Consider the following 25,403-nt stretch of genomic DNA (forward strand, 5'->3'; position numbering starts at 1 on the left):
TCCCCTGCGGGGGACTCAGACCCTCAGACAACAGCAGGCAAGTCCTCGGACTCGAGTGCAGCGACGGGGTTGATGACCCCGTCGACGGTGTTCGCGCCGGCCGCGGGGCTGAGCCACACCGTGACGCCCTCCTCGATGCCGAGGGCGCGAGCGTGGGTCCGCGTCAGCGTGACGGTGACGTCCTGGCCGTCGATGGTGAGCACCGAGAGCCGCACCTCGAAGCCGACCCGCAGCATCCGCGAGACGACGCCCTCGACGCCGCCCGCGAGCGACGGCGTGAGCGAGACTTCGATGTCGTGCGGGCGCAGGCTGATCTTGCCGAGCGCGGTGACCTCGCCGAGGAACGACATCACGAAGTCGTTGGCGGGACGGTCGTAGAGCTCGTCGGGCGTGCCGACCTGCTCGACCCGGCCCTCGTTGATCACCACGATCTCGTCGGCGACCTCCATGGCCTCCTCCTGGTCATGGGTGACGAACACGGTGGTCACGTGCACCTCGTCGTGCAGCCGGCGCAGCCACTCACGCAGCTCCTTGCGCACCTTCGCGTCGAGCGCCCCGAAGGGCTCGTCGAGCAGCAGCACCTTGGGCTCCACCGCGAGCGCCCGCGCGAGGGCCATGCGCTGGCGCTGGCCACCTGAGAGCTGGGAGGGCAGGCGGTGGGAGAACTGCTGGAGGTGGACCAGGCGCAGCAGCTCGTCCACGCGCTGCTCGATCTCCGGCTTCGGCTTCTTGCGGATCTCGAGGCCGAAGGCGACGTTCTTCGCGACGCTCATGTGCTTGAAGACCGCGTAGTGCTGGAAGACGAAGCCGACGTTGCGCTTCTGGGGAGGCAGCTTGGTGGCTTCGGTTCCCTCGATGCTCACCGTGCCGCTGTCGGCCTTGTCGAGTCCCGCGATGATCCGCAGCAGGGTGGACTTGCCGCCGCCGGAGGGACCCAGCAGGGCGGTCAGCTGGCCGGTCGGGAGGGACACGGACACGTCGTCGAGGGCGACGAAGTCCCCGAACCTCTTGGTCAGCCCGTTCACGTCGATGCTCATGGGTGGTGCTCCTTGGGAAGTTTGTGTTCCTGGGTGTGGGGATCGGTCCTGCGTGCTGTCTGGACGCGTCCCGGATCGTTGGGGCAGCTCAGTCGGCTTGCTGCTTGGGACGCAGGAAGGCGACGACGATCAGACAGGCGATGCTGACGAAGATCAGCAGGAAGGACGTGGCGTACGCCGTGTCCTGCTGGAAGTTCTGGTACTTCGCCTCGACGACGAGCGTCGCTGTCTGGGTGCGGCCGGTGATGTTGCCCGAGACGATCTTGACGGCCCCGAACTCGCCGAGGGACCGGGCTAGGGAGAGAACGACGCCGTAGACGACCGCCCACTTGATGCTCGGCAGGGTGATCCGCCAGAAGGTCTGGGGCGGTCCGGCGCCGAGGCTGCGGGCAGCCTGCTCCTGGTCGTCGCCGATCTCGTGCAGGACCGGCACGACCTCACGGATGACCAGCGGCAGCGCCACGAAGCAGGTCGCCATGATCATGCCGGGCGAGTCGAAGATGATCCGCCGTCCGGTCTCCTCGATCGCTGGTCCGAACCAGCCGTCGCGGCCGTTGTAGACCAGCAGCAGCGCCAGACCCACCACAACGGGCGAGACCGACAGCGGCACGTCGATCAGCGCCGAGAGCACCCGCTTGCCGGGGAACTCGTAGCGCACCAGCAGCAGCGAGATGCCGACGCCGAAGATCGTGTTGATGACGACGGCCCAGCCGGCGACCATCAGCGTCAGCTGGAGGGCGCCGACGACCTGGGAGTCGGTGAGGGCGTCGCTGAGGATGCCGAGCCCGTTGGAGAAGGTGTGCTTCACGACGAGCGACACCGGCCAGGCGACGAGCAGGAACACGTAGCCCAGCGCCAGAAGGCGCAGGGTCCACCGGAGGGGGGTCGAGACCTCAACCACGGCGGGCCACCCCCCTCTGGACGAGGTCGAGCGCGACGATCACGACGAGCGCCACGAACAGCATCACGGAGGCCAGCGCCGCCGCCGAGGCGGTGTTGCCGTTCTCGATGAAGCTCAGCACCCGCACCGAGACCACCTCGGTCTCGAACGGCCGGTTGCCGGAAAGGAGCACCAGCGACCCGTACTCCGAGATCGCCCGGGCGAACGACAGCGCCGCGCCCGCGGCGATGGCGGGGGCGAGGCTGGGCAGCAGGATGCGTCGGAAGATGGTCAGCCGGGTCGCGCCCAGGGAGGCGGCGGCTTCCTCGACGTCGGCCTCCAGCTCCTCGAGCACCGGCTGGACCGTGCGCACGACGAACGGCAGCGTGACGAAGGCCAGCGCGAGGAACACGGCGTACCTCGTGAAAGCCCAGTGCACCCCGAGCGGGCTGTTGGGGCCGTACAGCGAGAGCAGGACCAGGCCCGCGACGATCGTCGGCAGCGCGAACGGCACGTCGATCACCAGGTTGAGGATGGACCTGCCCGGGAAGCGGTCGCGGACCAGGACCCACGCGATCACGGTGCCCATCACGATGTTGACGGCGGTCACGAGCAGGGACTGGGTCACGGTGAGGCTCACCGCGGCCCAGGTCTGCGGGTTGCTCAGCACCGAGAAGTAGCGGTCCCAGCCGCCCTCGGCGGCCGCCGCGACGACGGCGGCCAGGGGGATCAGGACCAGCAGGCTGAACCAGGTCATCGCGATGCCGAGGCCAAGACCCGAGCCGCGGGTCAGGGTGTTGCGTGGTGCGGACCGACGAACGCGCCGGGACCGGCGCCCCTCTTGGGGCACCGGTCCGGCCTGCCCATCGAGCCCGGTCGGCCCTTCAAGGAGGGCTCCACCAGACGATGGCGTCATGGGCTCTACTCCTCGCCGACCTTGCCGGTGTCCTGCTGGATCTCGGTGATGATGCCGAGGGGATTGCCCTCTTCACCGTCACCGAAGTAGAGGTCGGCCGCTTCGCCCCACCCGTTGAAGTCGCCGTCGATCGTCCACAGCTTCTCGGGCGCGGGGAACGGGTCGGCCGGGTCGTTGGCACCTTCGACCTCGCCGATGTCGACACCGTCGACGACCGGGCGGAAGCCGGATTGCGCGTAGTCGGCCTGGGCCTCGGGACCGGTCATGAACTCCAGGAACGCCTTGCCGGCGTCGCTCGCGTCGACGGTCACCGCAGCCGGGTTCTCGATCAGCAGCGTGTCGGGCGGGAGGACGTAGTCGACGTCGGCGCCGCTCTGCTTGGCCAGGATGGCCTCGTTCTCGTAGGAGAGGAGCACGTCGCCGCTCCCGTCGGTGAACGCGGTCGTGGCCTCGCGGCCGCTGCCCGGGAGCGCGATCGTGTTGTCGAGGAGGGAGGTGATGAACTCCTTCGCCTCGTCCTCGCTCCCGTTGTTGCCGGTGACGTGCGCCCAGCCGGCGAGGATGTTCCACCGCGCCGAGCCGGACGAGCCGGGGTTCGGCGTGATGATCTCGACACCGGGCTCGATCAGGTCGTCCCAGGTCTCGATGCCCTTGGGGTTGCCGGGCCGGACCACGAAAACGACCACCGACGAGGTCGCGATGCCCTTGGTCTCGTTGTCCTTCCAGTCCTCCGCGACGAGGCCCTCGCCCACCAGACGGGTCACGTCGGTCTCGAGGGAGTAGTGCACGACGTCGGCGTCCGCGCCGGCCACGACGGCCCGGCTCTGGTCGCCCGAGGCGCCGTACGACGTCTCGAAGGTGACGCCCTCGCCCGCGTCAGTGCCCTCGAAGTCGGCGAAGACGGGCTCGTTGGCGGCCTCCATGACGGAGAAGGCGTTCAGGCTGACGGTCTCGCCCCCGTCCTCGCCCGTGTCGCCGTCTGCCGTGGAGCAGGCTGACAGCGCCAGGAGGCCGCTCATGGCGGCGGCCACGAGGGCAGTAGTACGTCCGCGGGCACCGAGCCGGCGCGTGGCGTTGAGTCTCATGTCGATCCTTACGTGTCTCGACCCCGCCCGAGAAGGGGTGATAACTGGCTATGTCGCGCAGTCTAGGCGACTTAATCAGAAAGATGCGAATTCATCCACGTACAGGACCCGCGTGTCTCTGCTCACACCTGCCGCTCCCCGAGCGTCCCCGAGCCGCCGTGTGTGTCCACGTCGGCGAGACGGCTGGGACGCGGCAGACCGGCGGACTAATGTGGGAGGCCATGCCACCTGCGGCGACACGCCGCACGCGAGGCGCCCACACGCCAGACGCCGTCGAAGGAAGAAGCAGGTCCACTCGTTGAGCAAGCAGGTGCAGCAGCTCGACCGCGTCATCATCCGATTCGCCGGTGACTCCGGTGACGGGATGCAGCTGACGGGTGACCGGTTCACCCACGAGTCCGCGGCCTTCGGCAACGACCTGGTGACGCTGCCCAACTTCCCGGCCGAGATCCGCGCTCCTCAGGGGACGCTGCCAGGGGTGTCGTCGTTCCAGGTGCACTTCGCCGATCACGACATCCTCACCGCGGGCGACACCCCCGACGTGCTGGTGGCCATGAACCCTGCGGCGCTGCTGGCCAACATCGGCGACCTGCACCGCGGAGCGTCGATCATCGTGGACACCCACGACTTCTCCGCGCGCAACCTCACCAAGGCCGGCTACACCGCGAACCCTCTCGAGGACGGCTCCCTCGGCGAGTACCAGGTGCACCCCGTCGACCTGACGGGCATGACCATCGCCGCGGTCAAGGAGTTCGGCCTGTCGCGCAAGGACGCGGCGCGGGCGAAGAACATGTTCGCCCTCGGCCTGCTCTCGTGGATGTACGGGCGACCCACCGAGACGACGGTGTCGTTCCTCACCCAGCGCTTCGCGAAGGTCCCCGACATCAGGGACGCCAACATCACCGCGTTCAAGGCGGGGTGGAACTTCGGTGAGACCACCGAGACGTTCGTGGTCCGCTACGAGGTCAAGCCGGCGCCGATGCCGCCCGGGACGTACCGCAACATCACCGGCAACCTCGCGCTGTCCTACGGCGTGGTCGCGGCCGGCGTCCGGTCCGGGCTGCCGGTGTTCCTGGGCTCCTACCCGATCACACCGGCCTCGGACATCCTCCACGAGCTGTCGAAGCACAAGGCGTTCGGCGTGACGACCTTCCAGGCCGAGGACGAGATCTCCGGGATCGGCGCCGCGCTCGGCGCGGCGTTCGCCGGGTCGCTCGGGGTCACCACGACCTCCGGCCCCGGCATCTCGCTGAAGTCCGAGACGATCGGGCTCGCCGTGATGACCGAGCTGCCGTTGCTGGTCATCGACGTCCAGCGCGGCGGCCCGTCCACCGGGCTGCCGACCAAGACCGAGCAGGCCGACCTTCTGCAGGCGATGTTCGGGCGCAACGGCGAAGCGCCCGTCCCGATCGTCGCGCCGCGCTCGCCCGGCGACTGCTTCGACGCCGCCCTCGAGGCCGCACGGATCGCGATCACCTACCGCACACCGGTGCTGCTGCTCTCCGATGGCTACCTCGCCAACGGCTCCGAGCCCTGGCGGATCCCCGACCTGCACGAGCTGCCGGCGATCGACCCGGCCTTCGCCACCCAGCCCAACCATGTGGTCAGGGGGCAGGGCGACGACGACAACACAGCCAAGGAGGAGTTCTGGCCCTACCTCCGCGACGAGGCCACCCTCGCGCGGCCGTGGGCCATCCCAGGCACGCCCGGTCTCGAGCACCGCATCGGCGGGCTCGAGAAGGGCGACGGGCACGGCAACATCTCCTACGACCCCGCCAACCACGACTTCATGGTGCGCACCCGCCAGGCCAAGGTCGACCGGATCGCCGACTCCATCCCGCCGACCGAGGTCGACGACCCTTCCGGTGACGCCAAGGTCCTGGTGTTGGGCTGGGGGTCGACGTACGGACCGATCGGCGCCGCCGTACGTCGCGTGCGCAAGGCCGGCTACGAGGTCGCGCAGGCCCACCTGCGCCACCTCAACCCGTTCCCCGCCGACCTCGGCGAGATCCTGGCGCGCTACGACAAGGTGCTGGTCCCCGAGATGAACCTCGGTCAGCTCTCCTTGCTCCTGCGCGCGGAGTACCTCGTCGACGCCATCGGCTACAACCACGTCAGGGGCCTGCCGCTCAAGGCCGCCGAGCTCGCCCGCGCGATCGGCGAGCTGGTCTCGCAGGCCGAGGGCATCGAGGTCGACCTCGGCATCCACGGGGAGGCCGTCTCCCACGCCACAGCGGGCCCGTCCCGACGGAGGGAAGCAGAGTGACGACTCACCCAGCGCACCCCACCCACCAGGCCCAACCGGCCCCGCTGGGACTGCCCGGTCTCCGGTCCGGGATCGAGTCCGTGCCCAGGGTCGAGGACAGTGTCGTCCAGACCGCCAAGGAGTTCACGTCAGACCAAGAGGTGCGCTGGTGCCCCGGCTGCGGCGACTACGCCGTCCTCAAGGCCGTGCAGGGGTTCCTCCCCGACCTGGGCCTGCGCCGGGAGAACATCGTCTTCATCTCCGGGATCGGCTGCTCTTCGCGCTTCCCCTACTACCTCGACACCTACGGGATGCACTCGATCCACGGCCGCGCACCCGCGATCGCCACCGGACTCGCCACCGCGCGGGCCGACCTCTCCGTCTGGGTGGTCACCGGTGACGGCGACGCCCTCTCGATCGGCGGCAACCACCTCATCCACGCGCTACGACGCAACGTCAACATGACGATCCTGCTCTTCAACAATCGCATCTACGGTCTCACCAAGGGCCAGTACTCCCCCACCTCCGAGCCCGGCAAGGTCACCAAGTCCACGCCGATGGGCTCGGTCGACCACCCCTTCAACCCCGTCAGCCTCGCGCTCGGCGCCGAGGCGTCATTCGTGGCGCGGACCATCGACTCCGACCGCAAGCACCTCACCGCCGTGCTCTCGGCCGCGGCCGCCCACCGCGGCACGTCGTTCGTCGAGATCTACCAGAACTGCCCGATCTTCAACGACGGCGCCTTCGACGCCATCAAGTCCCCCGACACCAAGGCCGACGCGATCATCCCGCTCGTGCACGGGCAGCCCATCACCTTCGGCGCCCCCGACGCCTCGGGCGCCGGGTCGAAGGGACTCATCCGCGACAGCGCCACGGGCGGGGTCAAGGTCGCCGAGGTCGCCGAGGTCGGACTGGACGCGATCCTCGTGCACGACGCCCACAACCCCGACCCCACGCTCGCGTTCGCGATCTCGCGGCTCACCGACCCTGGCTACCTCAACACCGCCCCGATCGGCATCTTCCGCCAGGTCGAGCGGGCGACGTACGACGACCAGGCCCGTGACCAAGTGACCGCAGCCGGCCAGAAGGCGCCCGGCGAGACCGAGGACCGTCTCCACGCGCTCATCAACGGCGGCGACACCTGGACCGTCGTCTGACGCCTCCGGCCGAGGCGACCGCCGACCGCCGGCTGCTCAGCCCCCGGTCGGTTGGATGGGGGCGACGCAGTGGCGCTCGGAGAGCGCCCGCTCGACCTCGGTCGAACGCGGCACCTTGACGCGGTAGCAGACCTTCTTCTCGTCTGGCGCGAGGTCGGGCACGTGCAGCTTGAAACGGCTGTCACGATCGGTCTCGAAGCGCTCGAAGGCGAACCACTTGCAGCTGCCGCAGTTGCGCCGCTGCAGGATCGCCCTGCTCCTGGCGTACGCCCCTGACCGACTCGGTTGACCATCGGCCGCGAGCACCTGGCCCTTGAGGACGAACACGTCCGGGTGCGGCTCCTTGGGCGTCACCAGGATGCTCAGCTCGAGCCGGTCCGACGCACCGGCGGCCGGCCCTGCCAGCGCGAGGAGGACGGCGACGACGACGCCGATCATCAGCAGGCGGGCTGGCACCGGGTCAGTATGGCAAGCCTCGTACGCTGGCACGGTGCCGGAGTCACCAGATCCCCGACGCGGGCTGGCCTTCGGTGTCGCGGCATACGTGATGTGGGGTCTCTTCCCGCTCTACTTCCCGCTGATGAAGCCTGCGGGCGCCGTCGAGATCCTCGGTCACCGCGTGTTCTGGTCGTGCCTGACCATGGGCCTGCTGGTGGTGTTGGTGCAGCGTACCCGACAGCTGCGCGAGGTGGTGCGCGACCCTCGCGCGCGGACGTTGCTGACCATCGCCGCCCTCCTGGTGGCCACCAACTGGGCCGTCTACATCTGGGCGGTCAACAACGGCCGCGTCGTCGAGGCCGCCCTCGGCTACTTCATCAACCCCCTCGTCACCGTGCTCATGGGCATCGTCGTGCTGGGCGAACGACTGCGCCGGCTCCAGTGGCTCGCCGTGCTCGTCGCCACGCTGGCAGTGGTCGTGCTGACGATCGACTACGGCCACCCTCCGTGGGTCGCCCTCGTCCTGGCCCTCACGTTCGGGAGCTATGGACTGACCAAGAAGATCGCCGGCGTCGAGGCGATCGAGTCGCTAACGTTCGAGACGGCGGTGCTCGCGCCGGTCGCCGCGGGCTTCCTGCTCGTGCTGGAATGGCAGAGCCGGGGCACCTTCACCGCCGAGGGGCCGCACCACACCCTGCTGCTGATGACCACGGGCATCGTGACCGCCGGACCCCTGCTCTGCTTCAGCGCCGCCGCCGTGCGGATCCAGATGGTCACGCTGGGACTGCTGCAGTACATGACCCCGGTGCTCCAGTTCGCGCTCGGCGTCCTGTGGTTCCACGAGGCGATGCCGACCGGCCGTTGGATCGGCTTCGGCCTGGTTTGGGTCGCCCTCGCCATGTTCACGGTCGAGGCCCTCGGCCACCGCCGAAGACAGCTGGACCTGGCCGCCGAGGCCACAGCCCTCTGAGACCCGAGTCGGCACTGCTGAGCTCGACTTCACGCCGAGTCGGCTCAGCTGGAGCGGGTGGCGACGATGTCGGCGAACGCCTCGAGGGCGTCGCGGACGGGACCGGGCGGCAGCACCGCCAGGCGGGCCTTGGCCTCGGCAGCGCGGGCGATCACGTAGGCCTTCGCCTCGTCCAGGGCGGGGTGCGCCCGCAGCAGCGTCAGCGCTTCGGTGTGCCGGTCGTCGTCGGTGAGGTCGCCGTCGAGCAGCTCGAGCAGGCGCGCGTCGCCGTCGGTGGTCGAGCCCTGCGCCAGGTCCCTGGCCATCAGCACCGGCAGGGTCGGGACACCCTCGCGCAGATCGGTGCCCGGGGTCTTGCCCGACTCGTCGGAGTCGGCGTCGATGTCGAGGATGTCGTCGGAGAGCTGGAAGGCGGTGCCGACGATCTCGGCGTACGACGTCAGCGCGTCGACGACCTCCGGGGAGGCCCCGCCGAAGAGCGCGCCGTAGCGGGCGGACGTCGCGATCAGCGAGCCGGTCTTCCCCGCGACGACGTCGAGGTAGTGGGCGAGCCGGTCCTCACCGGGGCCAGGCACGACAGTCTCGAGGATCTGGCCCTCGACGAGCCGCGCGAAGGTCTCGGCCTGGATGCGCACCGCATCCGGACCGAGACCGGCGGTCAGCTCGGAGGACTTCGCGAACAGGAAGTCGCCGGTCAGGATCGCGACGTGGTTGTCCCAGCGGGCATTGGCGGAGTCCGCCCCCCGACGCAGGACCGCCTCGTCCATCACGTCGTCGTGGTAGAGCGAGCCGATGTGGGTGAGCTCGACGACGCAGGCCGCGTCGACCACGGCCTGCACCTCGGGGTGCTCGCCGGTCTCGGCGGCCAGCAGCACCAGCAGCGGCCGGAACCGCTTGCCCCCCGCCGCGAGCAGATGGGTGGCGGCCTCGGTGACGTACGCCGTCCGGCCGCGCACGTGGCGGGCCAGCTCTGCCTCGACGAACGCCATCCGGTCGCGCAGCCGCTCGGCGAGCGCGTCGTCCCCGACCGGCAGCGCCAGCAGCGACGATGCCAACCCCGGGGCCAACCCCGGGGCCAACCCCGGGGCCGACGAAGGCGGCGGCGCCGACGCGGACGGGCTGATGCTCACCTGATGAATTCTCCCGCATGGGCCGCGAGATCGAGCAACGGGCCGGGCAGCACCCCGAGCACCAGCGTCGCCGCCGTGCACAGGGCCACCGTGGTGGCGGTGAGCACGGAGGGCGTGGTGACCGAGGGGGCGGGTCCGTCAGGTTCGGCGAAGTACATGAGCAGGATCACGCGGACGTAGAAGAACGCGGCCACGATGCTCGACAGGATCGCCACGATGACGACGGGCCACGCGCCGGCCGAGAGGGCCACCGCGAAGACCGCCCACTTGCCGACGAAGCCCGAGGTCAGCGGGATCCCGGCCATGGCGAGCAGGAAGAACGCGAACACGCCGGCCACCATCGGGGACTCCTTGCCCAGTCCCGCCCACCGGCTCAGCGCGGTGGACTCGCCTCCGGAGTCGCGCACGAGCGTGACCACCGCGAAGGCGCCGAGGGTCGCGAAGCCGTACGTCGCCAGGTAGAACAGCACCGCCTGCAGCGACGTCACCTGGCCGATCGCGAGGTCGCCACGTGCCTGCAGGCCGAGCACGCCGGTGAGCAGGAAGCCGGTGTGGGCCACCGAGGAGTAGGCGAGCAGCCGCTTGACGTCGGTCTGGGTGAGCGCGAGCACCGCGCCGACGACCATCGTCAGGATCGCGATGACCCAGAGCATCGGCTGCCAGGTCCAGCGGTCGGACCCGAACGCGACGTAGAAGAGCCGCAGCAGGGCGCCGAACGCAGCCACCTTGGTACCGGCCGCCATGAAGGCGGTGACCGGGGTCGGGGCACCTTGGTAGACGTCGGGCGTCCATGCCTGGAAGGGCGCCGCGCCGACCTTGAAGAGCAGGCCCACCGCCAGCAGGCCCATGCCCGTGAGCAGCAGCGCCTGGTTGCCGACGTCGTTGCGGACCGCCTCGTTGATGGCGGCGAAGTCCATCGACCCGGCGAAGCCGTAGACCAGCGCGACGCCGTAGAGGAAGAAGCCGGACGAGAACGCACCCAGCAGGAAGTACTTGAGCGCCGCCTCCTGGCTGAGCAGCCGGCGCCGTCGCGCCAGGCCGCACAGGAGGTAGAGCGGCAGCGACAGCACCTCGAGCGCGACGAACATCGTCAGCAGGTCGTTGGCCGCCGGGAAGAGCATCATCCCGCCGACGGCGAAGAGCATCAGCGGGTAGACCTCGGTGTGCTCCCACCCACGGGTCGAGGCCTGGCGCTCGGCCTCGGTGCCGGGCAGGGCCGCGGCCTGGCCGGCGAACGCGGTGACCCCGCCCTCGAGGCGGCGCTCGGCGAAGAGCAGCACGCCCAGGATGGCGAAGACGAGCGTGAGTCCCCAGAGGTAGACCGTGGGCCCGTCGATCGCGATGGTGCCCATCGAGCCGACGATGCCGCGCGCGACGACGGTGTCGCCGTCCTTGAGCGTCTCGAGGTCGGTGCCGACCACGATCGTGCCGACCAGCGCAGCGACGAGACCGGACACCGCCAGGACCGTCTGGATCAGGTAGCGCGGCGGACGCGGCGCGAACGCCTCGACCAGCACGCCGAGGCAGGCGACGCCGAACACGAGGATGAGCGGCCACAGGTGGCCGTACTCCAGTGTGGGCTTGACGAACTCGTTCACTCGTGGCCTCCTTCGGCCGCGGTGTCGCCCGATCCGGTGCTCACCGTCGGGGACTCGTCGTTGACGCCCACGTGCGTCAGAGCACCGTCGACGTAGGGGTTGATCACGTCGAGCAGCGGCATGGGGTAGAAGCCGAACAGGAGCAGGCCGACCAGCAGGGGGACGACCGCACCGAGCTCACGACGGTCGAGGTCGGCGGTGCCGGCGACCTGGGGGACGGCCTCGGGTCCGGTCATCGTGCGTTGGTACATCCAGAGGATGTAGATCGCCGCGAGCACGATGGCGGTGACGGCCACCGCACCCGCCCACCAGGCGTGGTCGAAGGCGCTCACGATCACCAGCATCTCGGAGACGAACGGCGCCAGCCCGGGCAGCCCGCAGGCGGCCAGGCCCGCGACGAGGAACGTGCCGGCGAGGACCGGCGTGACCTTCTCCTGGCCGCCCATCCGGCTGATCAGCGGCGTGCCTGTTCGGCGGATGAGGTAGCCCGCGATGAGGAACAGCGCAGCGGTGGAGATGCCGTGGTTGACCATGTAGAGGATCGCGCCGCTGCTGCCGTTGCTGTTGAACACGAAGATGCCGAGGACGATGAAGCCGAAGTGCGACAGCGAGGTCAGGCCGATCAGGCGCAGCACGTCGTCCTGACCGATCGCGACCAGCGCGCCGTAGACGATGGAGATCAGGGCCAGCACCACCACGACCGGGGTCGCCCACTCCGAGGCGCCCGGGAAGAGGCCGAGGCAGAAGCGCAGCATCCCGAAGGTGCCGATCTTGTCGAGCACGCAGACCAGCAGCACCGAGGTCGGCGGCGTCGCCTTCTCGGTCGTGTCGGCCAGCCAGGTGTGCACGGGGAACATCGGCGCCTTGATCGCGAAGGCGATGAAGAAGCCGACGAAGAGCCACTTCTCGGTGGTCGGGTCGATGTCGAGCGCCGCCAGGTCCGAGAGGAGGTACGACGGCGTGCCCTCGCGGGCGGACACGACGTAGAGGCCGATCACCGAGGCGAGCATGACCAGCCCACCGGCGAGCTGGTAGATGAGGAACTTCACCGCGGCCCTGGCCCGGCCCGCGCGACCGAAGCCGCCGATCAGGAAGTAGGCGGGGATCAGGGTCGCCTCGAAGACGACGTAGAAGAGGAACACGTCGGTGGCGGTGAAGACGGCCAGCGAGAGCGACTCGAGCGCCAGCGTCCACGCGACGAACGCGTGGGTGCTGGACGAGGCCCCGGCGACGGCCGGGGTCGAGCCGTCGGCCAGCGGAGCAGGCGTGTCGGTGTCGCGCCACGAGGCGACGAGCACGACCGGGACCAGCACGGCGGTGAGCAGCACCATCAGCAGGCCGAGGCCGTCGACGCCCAGTGCGTAGTGGACTCCGAGGGGCGCGATCCAGTCGTGCTCCTCGGTCAGCTGCATGCCGGAGAAGTCCGGGCCGACGTAGTACTGCGTCGCCGCCAGCACCGCCACGAGCAGCGTGAGACCGGAGAAGGCGAGGCCGACCTGCTTGGCGAGCTCGCCGCGACGCTGCACCTCCATCGCGGTCGTGACGTCGTCACCGTCGAGCGCCTCTGCGGCACGCGGGAGGTAGAAGACCACGAGCGCACCCACCAGCGGCAGGGCGATCAGGATCGAGAGCCAGGGCATGTCGCTCATGCGAAGTTCACCGCCACCAGGGCCAGGACGACCAGCAGGGCGCCGACGAGCACGGACAAGGCATAGGAGCGGACGAAGCCGTTCTGGATCAGCCGGAGACGGGACGACAGGCCCGCGACGACGAACGCGCCGCCCTCGATGCCGCCGTCGACGCCGTGCCGGTCGGCGGTCGTCAGACCGCTCACCACCGAGCGGCCGGGCCCGACCACGAGACCTTCGTTGATCGCGTCGCCGTAGAGGTCCGCGCGCGCCGCCCTGGTCGCGAAGGAGACGTCCTGCGGCGCCTCGCGGGGCACCTCCTGCTTGCCGACCAGGAACCAGGCGGTGGCGACGCCCACGGCTACGACGAGGACGGCCAGCAGCGTGATCACGATCGCGGGCAGCGGCGGCTCGTGGTGCGGCGCCGTCCCGACGACCGGCGCCAGGAACTCGACGATCCAGTCACCGAGCAGCAGCACGCCGCCGAGCACCGAGAGCGCGGCCAGCACGATCAGGGGGACCGTCATCACCTTGGGCGACTCGTGCGGGTGCACGTCGTCGGCCCACCGCTTCTGGGTGAAGAAGGTCATCAGCATCAGCCGGGTCATGTAGAAGCCGGTGATACCGGCACCGAGCAGGGCACAGAGCCCGACCAGCCAGTTCTCGGCCAGCGCGGTCTCGATGATCTTGTCCTTGGACCAGAAGCCGGAGAAGCCCGGGAAGCCGATGATGGCGAGGTAGCCCATCGCGAAGGTCAGGAAGGTGACCGGCACCATCTTCTGCAGGGCGCCGTAGTGGCGCATGTCGACGTCGTCGTCCATGGCGTGCATGACCGAGCCGGCGCCGAGGAACATGTTGGCCTTGAAGAAGCCGTGCGTGAGCAGGTGGAAGATCGCGAAGGCGTAGCCGTACACACCGAGGCCGGCCGCCAGCATCATGTAGCCGATCTGGCTCATCGTCGAACCGGCAAGGGCCTTCTTGATGTCGTCCTTCGCGCACCCGATGATCGCACCCCACAGGAGCGTCACCACGGCGACGATGACCACGACTGTCTGGGCGTTCGGCGCGAGCTCGAAGATGAAGTTGGACCGGACGACGAGGTAGACGCCAGCGGTCACCATCGTCGCCGCGTGGATCAGCGCCGACACCGGGGTCGGGCCCTCCATCGCGTCGAGCAGCCAGGACTGCAGCGGCACCTGGGCAGACTTGCCGCAGGCGCCCAGCAGGAGCAGCAGACCGACGGCGGTGAGGGTGTTCTCGCTCGCCTCGCCCGAGACCGCCGAGATCTGCTCGAACGACGTGGTGCCGAAAGTGACGAAGAGCAGCGCGATCGCCAGGCTCAGGCCGACGTCCCCGACCCGGTTGATGACGAAGGCCTTCTTGGCCGCGGCCGCCGCGGAGTGCTTGTGCTGCCAGAAGCCGATCAGCAGGTACGACGCCAGGCCGACGCCCTCCCAACCGAGGAACAGACCGACGTAGTTGGCCGAGAGCACCAGCATCAGCATGGCGGCGAGGAAGAGGTTGAGGTAGCCGAAGAACCGGCGCCGCCGCGGGTCGTGCTCCATGTAGCCGATGGAGTAGACGTGGATCAGCGACCCGACACCCGTGATCAGCAGCAGGAACAGCGCGGACAACGGGTCGTAGAGCAGGTCGAAGCTGACCGAGAACTGTCCGGTCTCGAACCACGTGAAGAGGTGCTGGCCGACCTGGCGCTCCTCGTCGCCCCGGCCGAGCAGGCCGAAGAACATCACCAGGCTGATGACGAAGGAGCCGATCGGGAGCGCGGTAGCCAGGAGGTGGCCCCACTTCTCCGAGCTCTTGCCGATCAGGGGGCCGCCGACGAGCAGGATCGCCGCACCGGCCAGCGGCAGCGCGATCACCAGCCACAGCAGCGAGAAGACACCGTCGGCCGCGCCGGGGTCGACCACCGGGATGTGGTGGCCCTCCTCGGCGGCGGCCGTGAGGAGCGTCGTTGTCAGGGAGGACATCTGGGTTACCTCAGTACTTCAGCAGGCTCGCGTCGTCGACCGAGGCCGAGCGCCGGGTCCGGAAGATGGTCATGATGATCGCCAGGCCGACCACGACCTCGGCGGCGGCGACCACCATCACGAAGAAGGCCGCCACCTGCCCGTCGAGGTTGCCGTGCTGCTTGGCGAAAGTCACCAGCGCCAGGTTGCAGGCGTTCAGCATCAGCTCGACGCACATGAAGACCACGATGGCGTTGCGCCGGGTCAGCACCCCGATGCAGCCGATCGTGAAGAGGATCGCGGACAGGACGATGTATTCGTTCACGACCCCTCCTCCTCACTGTGAGCGGTCGTGCCGCGCTTCCCGCCGCCCTCGGGAGTGTCGGCTGCTCCGGTGACCGAGCCTGCCGAGATACCGAGCTGGCGCTGGACCACCTCGACGTCGTCGGCGAGCGCCGGGGCCGAGCGGACCGTGCCGCGGGCCGCCAGGACCCGCGAGACCGACGACTCCGCAGCCGTGCCGTCGGGCAGCAACGCCGCGGTGTCGACGGCGTTGTGCCGGGCGAAGACACCTGGTGAGGGCAGCGGGCCGGGGTGCTTGCCCGAGGTCGCGTAGTCACGCATCCGCTGCGCGGCCAGCTCGGCCTGGCCGGCCTTGGGCGTGGAGCGCTCGCGGTGGGCCAGCACCATCGCGCCCAGCGCGGCCGTGATGAGCAGGGCCGAGGTGGTCTCGAAGGCGAAGACGTACTTGGAGAAGAGGATGTTGGCCAGCGCCTGGACGTTGCCGCCCGCGTTGGCGTCGTCGAGACCGACGACCGCGCCGAGGGTGATCTGACCGAGTGCCGTCACGAGGACACCACCGAGGAGCAGGCCGGCGACGATCGCCATCGCGCGCTGGCCGCGGATGGTCTCGACCACGGAGTCGGACGCGTCGACACCGACCAGCATCAGCACGAAGAGGAACAGCATCAAGATCGCGCCGGTGTAGACGATGATCTGGACCGCGAACAAGAAGGGCGCGTCGAGGACGGCGTAGAGAACGGCCAGGCTGATCATCACGACGGCCAGCAGCAACGCAGCGTGCACGGCCTTGCGGACGAAGAGGATGCCGAGGGCGGCGGCGACCATGATCGGCGCCAGGATCCAGAACGCCATCAGTGGCCACTCCCCTCGTGGGCCTCGGGCTCGAGCAGGTGCGACGAGACGTCCATGTAGTCGCCGCGGTAGTAGGCGCCCTCGTCGTCGCCCAGCAACATCGGGTGGGGCGGCTGCTCCATGCCGGGCAGCAACGGGGCCAGCAGGTCGGACTTCTCGTAGATCAGGTCGGCGCGGTTGTTGTCGGCCAGCTCGTACTCGTTCGTCATCGTGAGCGCCCGCGTCGGGCAGGCCTCGATGCACAGCCCGCACAGGATGCAGCGCAGGTAGTTGATCTGGTAGACGCGGCCGTAGCGCTCGCCCGGGGAGAAGCGCTCCCCGTCGGGGCCGTCGGTGTTGCTCGCGCCTTCGACGTAGATCGCGTCGGCCGGGCAGGCCCAGGCGCACAGCTCGCAGCCGATGCACTTCTCGAGGCCGTCGGGCCAGCGGTTGAGCTGGTGCCGGCCGTGGAAGCGCGGCGCCGTCGGCATCTTCTCGAAGGGGTACTGCTCGGTGACGACCTTCTTGAACATCGTCCGGAAGGTGACGCCGAACCCGGCGATGGGGTCCCAGAACTGCTCGCGCAGGCCCTTGCCCTCTGACTGGTTCGACTGGCCCTTCTGCTCGTCGGCCATCAGGACTCCTCTCCTGCGGTCGAGGCGGTGCTGGTGGTCGGGCTAGTGGTCGTGCTGGTGGTCGTGCTCAGGCGGGACCCGGAGCCGAACGTGAGCGGCGCGGCGGCGCCACGGACGGCGCCTCCGGCCGGCATCGGCGGGACCGGGAAGCCCCCGGCGTACGCGTCGTGCTCGACAGGCTCGCGGTCACCCTCGGTGTCGTCCTCCTTGGGCTCCCCGATGAAGAAGAGGACCAGGAAGATCGCGGCGAGGACGCCGATGCCGATGAGCAGGTAGCGACGGTCGACGGTGCCCTCGGTGGTGATGCTGCGGATGGTCGCGACCGCGATGATCCACACGAGCGAGATCGGGATGAGCCGCTTCCAGCCGAAGTGCATGAACTGGTCGTAGCGCAGCCGGGGCAGCGAGCCGCGCAGCCAGATGAAGATGAAGATGAAGAAGAGGACCTTGCCGAAGAACCACAGCAGCGGCCAGTAGCCCTCGTTGGCGCCGGGCCAGATGTGCACGATGCCCCAGGGCGCGTGCCAGCCGCCGAGGAAGAGCGTCGTGGCCAACGCCGAGACCGTCGCCATGTTGATGTACTCGGCGAGGAAGAACAGCGCGAACTTGAGGCTGGAGTACTCGGTGTGGAATCCGCCGACGAGCTCGCCCTCGGCCTCGGGGAGGTCGAACGGGGCACGGTTGGTCTCGCCGATCATCGCGATCACGTAGATGACGAACGAGGGCACCAGGATCAGCCCGAACCACAAGGTGTCCTGCGCCTCGACGATCTCCGAGGTCGACATCGAGCCGGCGTAGAGGAACACCGCGACGAGCGCGAGGCCCATGGCGACCTCGTAGGAGATCATCTGGGCGCTCGAGCGCAGCCCGCCGAGCAGGGAGTACGTCGACCCGGACGACCAGCCGCCGAGCACGATGCCGTAGATGCCGATCGAGGCGACGGCCATCACGAAGAGCACGGCCACCGGCATGTCGGTCAGCTGGAGTGGGGTCCGGACACCGAAGAAGTTGACCTCGGGTCCGAAGGGGATGACCGAGAACGTCACGAAGGCGGGCACGGTCGCGATCACCGGCGCGATCAGGAAGACCACCTTGTCGGCGGCCTTGGGGATGATGTCTTCCTTCAACGCCAGCTTGACGCCGTCGGCCAGCGACTGGAGCAGGCCGAAGGGGCCGTGCACGTTGGGCCCGACGCGGTGCTGCATGCGCGCCACGACTCGCCGCTCGGCCCAGATGTTGAAGAGCGTCAGCAACACCAGGATCAGGAAGATGAAGACGGTCTTGAGCAGGATCACCCACCACGGGTCCTGGCCGAAGGCCGCGAGGCTCCCGGTCTCCTCCGCGGCACTTGCGATCCGGTGGTCGAGCAGTGTCGAGATCATGCCGACGCCTCCCTCACCTGGACGCGGCTGCCGGGCGAGGCCAGGTCAGCGAGCACGCCGTTGCCGAACGAGTTGGCCGGCACCCACACGACCCCGTCCGGCATGCCCTCGACGGCCTCGGCGGGCAGCGTCACCTCGCCGCGGTCGCCGGTGATGGTCACGGTCTCCCCGAGGGCGGCGTACGACGCCGGACTGAGCTTGGCGACCGCCGGGCGGGCGGTGGCCCGCAGGTGCTGCTCGCCGTCCTGCATCGAGCCGAGGTCGATCAGCTGCTTCCAGGTGGCCAGGGCGAAGCCCTCTCCGGAGGGCGGTTCCGACTGACCGCTCGCTTCGCCGTATCGGTGGTCGAGCTCAGCCGAGCCCCCGTCCCAAGGACCCAGCGCCTCCATCTCGGCGCGGACCTCGTCGACGGTGCGGAACTCGAGCGCCCGACCCGTGCCGAGCTCCCCCAGCTCCTCGGCGATGCCGGCCAGCACGCGCAGGTCGGGCAGCGAGCCGGGGTTGCCGAGCACCTGCTCGAAGGGACGGGGACGACCTTCCCACGTGACGAACGTGCCGGACTTGTCGGTGACGGGCGCGACCGGGAAGACCACGTCGGCCGCGCGGGTCACGTCGGTCTCGCGCAGCTCGAGCGAGACCACGAACGACGCAGCTTCGAGGGCGGCCCGGAAGGCGGCCGGATCAGCGGTGTCGTCGGGGTCGACGCCTCCGACGACCAGGCTGTCGAGCTCACCGGCGACCACGGCCGCGACGATCGCGTCGGCGTCACGCCCGGCGTCCTCGGGGAGCGAGGCCGTTCCCCACGCGGTGGCGACATCGACACGGGCGCCGGCGTCGGCCACCGGGCGCCCACCCGGCAGGAGGTTGGGCAGGCAACCGGCCTCGACCGCGCCGCGGTCTCCCGCGCGACGGGGCACCCAGGCCAGCTTGGCTCCAGTGGTCTTCGCGAGCGTGGCCACGGCCGAGAGCGCGCCGGGCACGGAAGCCATCCGCTCGCCGACCAGGATCACGCCGCCGGCGTCGATCGCGACGTCGCTGTTGTGGGCGAGGTCGGCGATGACCTGCGCCTCGGTGCCGGGGACGGCGGGCACCAGGGTGCCGCCGAGCTTGGCCAGCCCGCGCGTGGGCACCGCGCCGACCGACCAGATCGGCGTACGCCGGGCCTGGTGGGCCTTGCGCAGCCGCAGGAAGATCGTGCCGGCCTCGTCCTCGGGCTCGAGCCCGACGAGCACGACCGAGCGGGCCGTCTCGAGGTCGGCGTAGGTCACCTCGCCCGAGAGCGCGACCGTCGAGGCGAGGAAATCGGCCTCCTCGGCGGAGTGCGGGCGGGCGCGGAAGTCGACGTCGTTGGTGCCGAGGGCGGCGCGCGCGAACTTGGCGTAGGCGTAGGCGTCCTCGGCCGTCAGCCGACCGCCGGGGAGCACACCGGTCGCACCCGCGGACGCGAGGCCGCGCGCCGCGACGGCGAACGCCTCGGGCCACGACGCGGGCCGCAGCTCACCGTCGTCGTCACGGACCTGCGGGTAGCCCAGCCGGTCCTCCGCGCGGGCATAGGTGAACGCGAAGCGGTCCTTGTCGGTGATCCACTCCTCGTTGACCTCGGGGTCGTTGCCGGCCAGGCGGCGCATCACCTTGCCGCGGCGGTGGTCGACGCGGATGGCCGCACCGCAGGAGTCGTGCTCGGCCACCGATGGGCTCGAGACCAGGTCGAACGGGCGCGAGCGGAAGCGGTAGTCGGCCGAGGTCAGCGCGCCCACGGGGCAGATCTGGATCGTGTTGCCGGAGAAGTAGGACTCGAAGGGCTCCTTCTCGTAGATGCCGACCTGCTGCAGTGCACCGCGCTCGATCATCGCGATGAACGGGTCGCCGGCGATCTGCTCGGAGAAGCGGGTGCAGCGGGCGCAGAGCACGCAGCGCTCACGGTCGAGGAGCACCTGGGCGGAGATGTTGATCGGCTTGGGGAAGGTGCGCTTCACTCCCCCGCTGGCCTGGAAGCGTGACTCGCCGCGGCCGTTGGACATCGCCTGGTTCTGCAGTGGGCATTCGCCGCCCTTGTCGCAGACCGGGCAGTCGAGGGGGTGGTTGATGAGGAGGTACTCCATGATCCCCTCCTGCGCCTTGTCGGCGGCCGGGGAGGACAGCTGGGTCTTGACCTCCATGCCCTCGGACACGGCGAGCGTGCAGGAGGCCTGCGGCTTCATCCGGCCCGGAGGGCCCTGCATCTGCCGCAGCGAACCGTCGGGGCCGGGCATCGCGACCTCGACCAGGCACTGGCGGCAGGCGCCGACGGGCGCGAGGAGCGGGTGGTCGCAGAAGCGCGGGATCTGGATCCCGATCTGTTCGGCGGCCCGGATCACCAGCGTGCCCTTGGGCACGCTCACCGAGATGCCGTCGATCGTGAGCGAGACCAGGTCGGTCTTCTCCGGAGTCGTGGTCATCAGGCTGCTCCCACTGGGGCGAACAGGGTGGACGCGGCGTGGTCGAACGGGCAGCCGCCGTTGCTGGCGTGCTCGAGGAACTCGTCGCGGAAGTATTGGATCGACGACGAGATCGGGCTGGTCGCGCCGTCGCCGAGGGCGCAGAAAGCCCGGCCGAGGATGTTGTCGCACTGGTCGAGCAGCTGGTCGAGGTCGGCCTCGATGCCCTCGGCCGTGCCGCCGCCGTGCTCGATCTTGGACAGCGTCTGCACCAGCCACCAGGTGCCCTCGCGGCAGGGTGTGCACTTGCCGCAGGACTCGTGCTTGTAGAACTCCGTCCAGCGCAGCACGGCTCGGACCACGCAGGTGGTCTCGTCGAAGAGCTGGATCGCGCGGGTGCCGAGCATCGAGCCGGCCGCCCCCACGCCCTCGAAGTCGAGCGGGATGTCGAGGTGTTCGGCGGTCAGCAGGGGGGTGGACGACCCGCCGGGAGTCCAGAACTTCAGCTCGTGTCCCTCGCGCATGCCGCCCGCCAGGTCGATCAGGGTCCGCAGCGTGATGCCCAGCGGGGCTTCGTACTGGCCGGGACGGGTGACGTGCCCCGACAGCGAGAAGATGCCGTAGCCCTTGGAGCGCTCGGTGCCCATCGAGGAGAACCACTCGGCGCCGTTGGCGATGATGCTCGGGACCGACGCGATCGACTCGACGTTGTTGACCACCGTCGGGCTGGCGTACAGGCCGGCGACGGCGGGGAACGGCGGGCGCAGGCGAGGTTGACCGCGACGGCCCTCGAGCGAGTCGAGAAGCGCGGTCTCCTCACCGCAGATGTAGGCGCCCGCACCGGCGTGGACGACGAGGTCGAGGTCGTAGCCGGAGCCGTGGATGTTCTTGCCGAGATGTCCCGCGAGGTAGGCATCCTGGACCGCCTTCTGGAGCCGGCGGATCACGTGGAGCACCTCGCCACGGACGTAGATGAACGCGGTGTTGGCGCGGATGGCGTAGGAGCTGATGATCACACCCTCGACCAGGGTGTGCGGGCTGGCCATCATCAGCGGGATGTCCTTGCAGGTGCCCGGCTCCGACTCGTCGGCGTTGACCACGAGGTACTTCGGGTTGGGGTTGTCCTGCGGGATGAAGCCCCACTTCATGCCGGTGGGGAAGCCGGCGCCGCCGCGGCCGCGCAGGCCGGAGTCCTTGACCGCGGTGATGATGTCGTCCTGCGACATGCCCAGCGCCGTCTTCAGCGCGCCGTAGCCACCGCGCGCCTCGTAGGACTCGATCGTCCACGAGCGGTCGGCGTCCCAGTTGTCGGTGAGGACCGGGGTCAACGTGTGCATCTACTTGTCTCCCCCATCGGTGGTCGAGCCTGTCGAGACCTCCGGTGCCGTCCAGCCGTTCTCGCGGGCGATGCCGAGCCCGACCAGCGACGCCGGTCCGGCGCTCGGTCCCTCGTCGGCTCGGCCGTCGGCGAAGCCGGCGACCACCCGCTCGGCCTCGCGCCAGCTGGTGATGGTCGCGCCCCGGGTGGAGCGCACCTCCTTGCCCTCGCGCAGGTCGTCGACGAGCTGCGTCGCTGACTCGGGGGTCATGTTGTCCATGAACTCCCAGTTGACCGTCATCACCGGGGCGTAGTCGCACGCGGCGTTGCACTCGATGTGCTCGAGCGTGACCTTGCCGTCTGCGGTGGTCTCGTCGTTGCCCACGTCGAGGTGCTGCTTGAGGCGGTCGAAGATGACGTCGCCGCCCATGACCGCGCAGAGGGTGTTGGTGCAGACACCGACGTGGTGCTCGCCGACCGGCTTGCGCTTGTACATCGTGTAGAAGGTCGCGACCCCGCTGACGTCGGCGGTGCTGATGCCGAGGATCTCGGCGCACGCCTCGATGCCCGACGGAGTCACCCGGCCGTGCTCCGACTGCACGAGGTGCAGCATCGACAGCAGTCCCGAACGGGCCTGCGGGTAGCGAGCGGCGATCTCGCGCAGCTCGGCGTACGTCTCCTGGCTGATCTCGTCCGTCACCGGTCGACTCCTCCCATCACGGGGTCGATGGAGGCGATGGCCACGATGACGTCGGCGACCATGCCGCCCTCGCTCATCACGCTGGTCGCCTGGAGGTTCGTGAACGACGGGTCGCGGAAGTGCGCCCGGAACGGGCGGGTGCCACCGTCGGAGACGACGTGCGCACCGAGCTCGCCGCGCGGCGACTCGATCGGCACGTAGGCCTGGCCTGCCGGCACGCGGAAGCCCTCGGTCACCAGCTTGAAGTGGTGGATCAGGGCCTCCATCGACTCACCCATGATGTGCTTGATGTGGTCGAGGCTGTTGCCCATGCCGTCGGAGCCGATCGCGAGCTGGCTGGGCCAGGCGATCTTCTTGTCCGCGACCATCACGGGGGCGCCCTCGAGGTTGGCCAGCCGGTCGGCGGCCTGCTCGACGATGCGCAGGGACTCGTGCATCTCGTTGAGGCGCACCCGGAACCTGCCGTAGGCGTCGGCGGTGTCCCACGTCTGGACGTCGAAGTCGTAGTCCTCGTAGCCGGAGTAGGGCTGGGTCTTGCGCAGGTCCCAGGCGTAGCCGGTGGCCCGCACCGGGGGGCCGCTGAGGCCGAGCGCCAGGCAGCCGGCGAGGTCGAGGTGGCCGACACCCTCGAGGCGTGCCTTGAAGATCGGGTTGGCGTTGCAGAGGGCGGCGTACTCGGGGAGGCGCTTGCGCATGAGGGCGACGAAGTCGCGGATCTCGTCGAGCGCGCCGGGCGGCAGGTCCTGCGCGACGCCGCCGGGGCGGATGAACGCGTGGTTCATGCGCAGACCGGTGATCAGCTCGAAGAGGTCGAGCACCAGCTCACGCTCGCGGAAGCCGATGGTCATCACGGTGAGCGCGCCTATCTCCATGCCACCGGTGGCGATGCAGACCAGGTGGGACGAGATGCGGTTGAGCTCCATGAGGAGCACCCGCATGACCTGGGCCTTCTCGGGGATCTGGTCCTCGATGTCGAGCAGCCGCTCGACGCCGAGCACGTAGGTCATCTCGTTGTAGAAGGGACTGAGGTAGTCCATCCGGGTGCAGAACGTGGTGCCCTGCGTCCAGGTGCGGTACTCCATGTTCTTCTCGATGCCGGTGTGGAGGTAGCCGATGCCGCAGCGCGCCTCGGTCACCGTCTCGCCCTCGAGCTCGAGGATCAGCCGGAGCACCCCGTGGGTCGACGGGTGCTGCGGGCCCATGTTGACCACGATGCGCTCGTCGTAGCCGTCGTCGGCGAGACCCTGGGCGATGGAGTCCCAGTCCTGGCCGCTGACGGTGAACACGCGACCCTCGGTGGTGTCGGTGCCGCTGGCGTAGAGGTCCTGCGTCTCTTCGTTGGTCGAGCTTGTCGAGACCATTAGTTGTAGGACCTCCGCTCGTCGGGCGGCGGGACGGACCCGCCCTTGTACTCGACGGGGATGCCGCCGAGGGGGTAGTCCTTGCGCTGCGGGTGGCCCGGCCAGTCGTCGGGCATCAGGATGCGGGTCAGCGCAGGGTGGCCGTCGAAGACGATGCCGAACATGTCCCACGTCTCGCGCTCGTGCCAGTCGTTGGTGGGGTAGATCGCCACCAGGCTGGGGATGTGCGGATCGGCGTCGGGCGCGGTGACCTCGACGCGGATCCGGCGGTTGTGGGTCATCGAGAGCAGGTGGTAGACGGCGTGCAGCTCACGCCCGGTGTCGTCGGGGTAGTGCACCCCGCTCACCCCGGAGCAGAACTCGAAGCGCAGCTTGTCGTCGTCGCGCAGCAGCGTGGCGACCGCGAGGAGGTCCTCGCGGCGCACGTGGAAGGTGATCTCGCCGCGGTGCACGACCACCCGCTCCACGGCGTTCTCGAGCCCGGCGCCGCCGCCCAGGCGGGCCTCGATCGCGTCCGCGACCTCGTCGAACCAGCCGCCGTAGGGACGCTCGGAGCCGCCGGGGTAGACGATCGGGGCGACCAGGCCGCCGTACCCGCTGGTGTCGCCGGTGCCGCGCGCGCCGAACATGCCCCGGCGCACACCGACGGCCCGCTCCTCGGTCGCGCCGGCCGGGAGCACCGTGCGGTCCCCGCGAGCCGGGCTGTCGCTCGGGGGCTCCTGGATCACCTTGGGGCTGCCGTCGACGGGAACGGAGCCCACCGGAGCTGCCGGGGTCTTCTCGTCCGCGCCGTCGGCGCGCTTCTCGCCGCCCGGCTCGTCCTGCTTCTTCTCGTCGGTCACCGCAGGAGGCCCCGCATCTCGGACGTCGGCAGCGCGGCGAGGGCGGCCGTCTCGCGCTCCTCGATCTCGGCGCGACGGTTGGGTCCGAGCTTGGCGGACTGCACCTGGTCGTGGAGCTTGAGGATCGCGTCGATGAGCATCTCCGGGCGGGGCGGGCAGCCCGGGAGGTACATGTCGACGGGGACGACGTGGTCTACGCCCTGGACGATCGCGTAGTTGTTGAACATGCCGCCGCTGCTCGCGCACACGCCCATCGCCAGCACCCACTTGGGGGCGGCCATCTGGTCGTAGATCTGGCGCAGCACCGGGGCCATCTTCTGGCTCACCCGACCGGCCACGATCATCAGGTCGGCCTGGCGCGGACTGGCGCGGAAGACCTCCATGCCGAACCTGGACAGGTCGTACTTGGGGCCACCTGTCGTCATCATCTCGATGGCGCAGCAGGCCAGGCCGAAGGTGGCCGGCCAGAACGACGCCTTGCGCATGTAGCCCGCGACGCCCTCGACGGTCGTCAGCAGGACTCCGCTGGGGAGCTTCTCCTCTACACCCATGTGCTCGTTACC

General features: G+C 69.6%; 22 protein-coding genes. 3 read left to right on the plus strand and 19 right to left on the minus strand.

Translation table 11 applies throughout. The features are described from left to right. Positions 1 to 23: 23 nt before the first annotated feature. From ABD295_RS17200 to ABD295_RS17215, 4 genes are all read right to left on the minus strand, one after another. Positions 24 to 1,037 carry a sulfate/molybdate ABC transporter ATP-binding protein gene (locus ABD295_RS17200; RefSeq protein ID WP_344305033.1) on the minus strand — a complete coding sequence of 338 codons (1,014 nt, stop codon included), beginning with the start codon at positions 1,035 to 1,037 and terminating at the stop codon, positions 24 to 26. Positions 1,038 to 1,125: 88 nt separating this feature from the next. Beyond that, positions 1,126 to 1,938, minus strand: coding sequence for a sulfate ABC transporter permease subunit (locus ABD295_RS17205; RefSeq protein WP_344305035.1), 813 nt, complete (start codon positions 1,936 to 1,938; stop codon positions 1,126 to 1,128). Continuing rightward, positions 1,931 to 2,833: a sulfate ABC transporter permease subunit CysT gene (gene cysT / locus ABD295_RS17210; protein ID WP_344305036.1), complete on the minus strand. Its 903-nt coding sequence runs from the start codon at positions 2,831 to 2,833 to the stop codon at positions 1,931 to 1,933. Before cysT ends, ABD295_RS17205 begins: the two co-directional genes overlap by 8 nt. A gap of 5 nt (positions 2,834 to 2,838) precedes the next feature. Beyond that, a complete protein-coding gene (locus tag ABD295_RS17215) occupies positions 2,839 to 3,918 on the minus strand; it encodes a sulfate ABC transporter substrate-binding protein (protein ID WP_344305037.1) in 1,080 nt (359 codons plus the stop codon). A gap of 298 nt (positions 3,919 to 4,216) precedes the next feature. Here ABD295_RS17215 and ABD295_RS17220 point away from each other — a divergent pair, with 298 nt between their 5' ends. Both ABD295_RS17220 and ABD295_RS17225 read left to right on the plus strand, forming a co-directional pair. Beyond that, complete coding sequence (locus ABD295_RS17220) at positions 4,217 to 6,184, plus strand: 2-oxoacid:acceptor oxidoreductase subunit alpha (RefSeq protein ID WP_344305038.1); 1,968 nt, start codon at positions 4,217 to 4,219, stop codon at positions 6,182 to 6,184. After that, positions 6,181 to 7,320 (plus strand): 2-oxoacid:ferredoxin oxidoreductase subunit beta, encoded by a 1,140-nt coding sequence (locus ABD295_RS17225; protein ID WP_425574106.1) that lies wholly within the window; start codon positions 6,181 to 6,183, stop codon positions 7,318 to 7,320. The genes ABD295_RS17220 and ABD295_RS17225 overlap by 4 nt, the downstream gene beginning before the upstream one ends. A gap of 36 nt (positions 7,321 to 7,356) precedes the next feature. On the opposite strand, the gene ABD295_RS17230 is transcribed toward ABD295_RS17225, so the two are convergent. Continuing rightward, a complete protein-coding gene (locus ABD295_RS17230) occupies positions 7,357 to 7,776 on the minus strand; it encodes a hypothetical protein (RefSeq protein WP_344305039.1) in 420 nt (139 codons plus the stop codon). 34 nt (positions 7,777 to 7,810) lie between these two features. On the opposite strand from ABD295_RS17230, the gene rarD reads away from it, so the two are divergent. Next, positions 7,811 to 8,728 (plus strand): EamA family transporter RarD, encoded by a 918-nt coding sequence (rarD, locus tag ABD295_RS17235; RefSeq protein ID WP_344305040.1) that lies wholly within the window; start codon positions 7,811 to 7,813, stop codon positions 8,726 to 8,728. Positions 8,729 to 8,772: 44 nt separating this feature from the next. On the opposite strand, the gene ABD295_RS17240 is transcribed toward rarD, so the two are convergent. The 14 genes from ABD295_RS17240 to ABD295_RS17305 are packed head-to-tail and all read right to left on the minus strand — an operon-like array spanning position 8,773 to position 25,391. Then, positions 8,773 to 9,858, minus strand: a complete 1,086-nt coding sequence (locus ABD295_RS17240; protein ID WP_425574107.1) for a polyprenyl synthetase family protein — start codon at positions 9,856 to 9,858, stop codon at positions 8,773 to 8,775. Continuing rightward, positions 9,855 to 11,456, minus strand: coding sequence for an NADH-quinone oxidoreductase subunit NuoN (gene nuoN / locus ABD295_RS17245; RefSeq protein ID WP_344305041.1), 1,602 nt, complete (start codon positions 11,454 to 11,456; stop codon positions 9,855 to 9,857). Before nuoN ends, ABD295_RS17240 begins: the two co-directional genes overlap by 4 nt. Continuing rightward, a complete protein-coding gene (locus tag ABD295_RS17250; RefSeq protein WP_344305042.1) occupies positions 11,453 to 13,105 on the minus strand; it encodes an NADH-quinone oxidoreductase subunit M in 1,653 nt (550 codons plus the stop codon). Before ABD295_RS17250 ends, nuoN begins: the two co-directional genes overlap by 4 nt. Then, a complete protein-coding gene (gene nuoL, locus ABD295_RS17255; protein WP_344305043.1) occupies positions 13,102 to 15,072 on the minus strand; it encodes an NADH-quinone oxidoreductase subunit L in 1,971 nt (656 codons plus the stop codon). Before nuoL ends, ABD295_RS17250 begins: the two co-directional genes overlap by 4 nt. Positions 15,073 to 15,082: 10 nt before the next feature. Beyond that, positions 15,083 to 15,376, minus strand: coding sequence for an NADH-quinone oxidoreductase subunit NuoK (gene nuoK / locus ABD295_RS17260; protein ID WP_344305044.1), 294 nt, complete (start codon positions 15,374 to 15,376; stop codon positions 15,083 to 15,085). Then, positions 15,373 to 16,206, minus strand: coding sequence for an NADH-quinone oxidoreductase subunit J (locus ABD295_RS17265; RefSeq protein WP_344305045.1), 834 nt, complete (start codon positions 16,204 to 16,206; stop codon positions 15,373 to 15,375). Before ABD295_RS17265 ends, nuoK begins: the two co-directional genes overlap by 4 nt. Then, positions 16,206 to 16,820 (minus strand): NADH-quinone oxidoreductase subunit NuoI, encoded by a 615-nt coding sequence (gene nuoI / locus ABD295_RS17270; protein ID WP_344305046.1) that lies wholly within the window; start codon positions 16,818 to 16,820, stop codon positions 16,206 to 16,208. Before nuoI ends, ABD295_RS17265 begins: the two co-directional genes overlap by 1 nt. After that, entirely contained in the window at positions 16,820 to 18,202 is a 1,383-nt protein-coding gene (gene nuoH, locus ABD295_RS17275) for an NADH-quinone oxidoreductase subunit NuoH (protein WP_344305047.1), read from the minus strand. The genes nuoI and nuoH overlap by 1 nt, the downstream gene beginning before the upstream one ends. Further along, positions 18,199 to 20,640, minus strand: coding sequence for an NADH-quinone oxidoreductase subunit G (locus ABD295_RS17280; RefSeq protein ID WP_344305049.1), 2,442 nt, complete (start codon positions 20,638 to 20,640; stop codon positions 18,199 to 18,201). The genes nuoH and ABD295_RS17280 overlap by 4 nt, the downstream gene beginning before the upstream one ends. Further along, positions 20,640 to 21,956, minus strand: a complete 1,317-nt coding sequence (gene nuoF, locus ABD295_RS17285; protein ID WP_344305050.1) for an NADH-quinone oxidoreductase subunit NuoF — start codon at positions 21,954 to 21,956, stop codon at positions 20,640 to 20,642. The genes ABD295_RS17280 and nuoF overlap by 1 nt, the downstream gene beginning before the upstream one ends. Next, positions 21,957 to 22,637: an NADH-quinone oxidoreductase subunit NuoE gene (nuoE, locus tag ABD295_RS17290; protein WP_344305051.1), complete on the minus strand. Its 681-nt coding sequence runs from the start codon at positions 22,635 to 22,637 to the stop codon at positions 21,957 to 21,959. After that, complete coding sequence (locus ABD295_RS17295; RefSeq protein WP_344305052.1) at positions 22,634 to 23,998, minus strand: NADH-quinone oxidoreductase subunit D; 1,365 nt, start codon at positions 23,996 to 23,998, stop codon at positions 22,634 to 22,636. The genes nuoE and ABD295_RS17295 overlap by 4 nt, the downstream gene beginning before the upstream one ends. Next, positions 23,998 to 24,840, minus strand: coding sequence for an NADH-quinone oxidoreductase subunit C (locus ABD295_RS17300; protein WP_425574108.1), 843 nt, complete (start codon positions 24,838 to 24,840; stop codon positions 23,998 to 24,000). The genes ABD295_RS17295 and ABD295_RS17300 overlap by 1 nt, the downstream gene beginning before the upstream one ends. Then, the gene (locus ABD295_RS17305) at positions 24,837 to 25,391 is read right to left on the minus strand and encodes a NuoB/complex I 20 kDa subunit family protein (RefSeq protein WP_344305053.1); all 555 of its coding nucleotides are present in this window, start codon (positions 25,389 to 25,391) and stop codon (positions 24,837 to 24,839) included. The genes ABD295_RS17300 and ABD295_RS17305 overlap by 4 nt, the downstream gene beginning before the upstream one ends. Positions 25,392 to 25,403 lie beyond the last annotated feature (12 nt).

The organism is Nocardioides bigeumensis, from assembly GCF_039531755.1.
In the GTDB taxonomy this organism is placed as follows: domain Bacteria; phylum Actinomycetota; class Actinomycetes; order Propionibacteriales; family Nocardioidaceae; genus Nocardioides; species Nocardioides bigeumensis.

What these genes read in the sequence shown, in the direction of transcription:
- ABD295_RS17200 (WP_344305033.1), bottom strand. Translation starts at nt 1,037, where the DNA reads ATGAGCATCGACGTGAACGGGCTGACCAAGAGGTTCGGGGACTTCGTC.
- cysT (WP_344305036.1), bottom strand. Translation starts at nt 2,833, where the DNA reads ATGACGCCATCGTCTGGTGGAGCCCTCCTTGAAGGGCCGACCGGGCTC.
- ABD295_RS17215 (WP_344305037.1), bottom strand. Translation starts at nt 3,918, where the DNA reads ATGAGACTCAACGCCACGCGCCGGCTCGGTGCCCGCGGACGTACTACT.
- ABD295_RS17250 (WP_344305042.1), bottom strand. Translation starts at nt 13,105, where the DNA reads ATGAGCGACATGCCCTGGCTCTCGATCCTGATCGCCCTGCCGCTGGTG.
- nuoL (WP_344305043.1), bottom strand. Translation starts at nt 15,072, where the DNA reads ATGTCCTCCCTGACAACGACGCTCCTCACGGCCGCCGCCGAGGAGGGC.
- ABD295_RS17265 (WP_344305045.1), bottom strand. Translation starts at nt 16,206, where the DNA reads ATGGCGTTCTGGATCCTGGCGCCGATCATGGTCGCCGCCGCCCTCGGC.
- nuoI (WP_344305046.1), bottom strand. Translation starts at nt 16,820, where the DNA reads ATGGCCGACGAGCAGAAGGGCCAGTCGAACCAGTCAGAGGGCAAGGGC.
- nuoH (WP_344305047.1), bottom strand. Translation starts at nt 18,202, where the DNA reads ATGATCTCGACACTGCTCGACCACCGGATCGCAAGTGCCGCGGAGGAG.
- ABD295_RS17280 (WP_344305049.1), bottom strand. Translation starts at nt 20,640, where the DNA reads ATGACCACGACTCCGGAGAAGACCGACCTGGTCTCGCTCACGATCGAC.
- nuoF (WP_344305050.1), bottom strand. Translation starts at nt 21,956, where the DNA reads ATGCACACGTTGACCCCGGTCCTCACCGACAACTGGGACGCCGACCGC.
- ABD295_RS17295 (WP_344305052.1), bottom strand. Translation starts at nt 23,998, where the DNA reads ATGGTCTCGACAAGCTCGACCAACGAAGAGACGCAGGACCTCTACGCC.
- ABD295_RS17305 (WP_344305053.1), bottom strand. Translation starts at nt 25,391, where the DNA reads ATGGGTGTAGAGGAGAAGCTCCCCAGCGGAGTCCTGCTGACGACCGTC.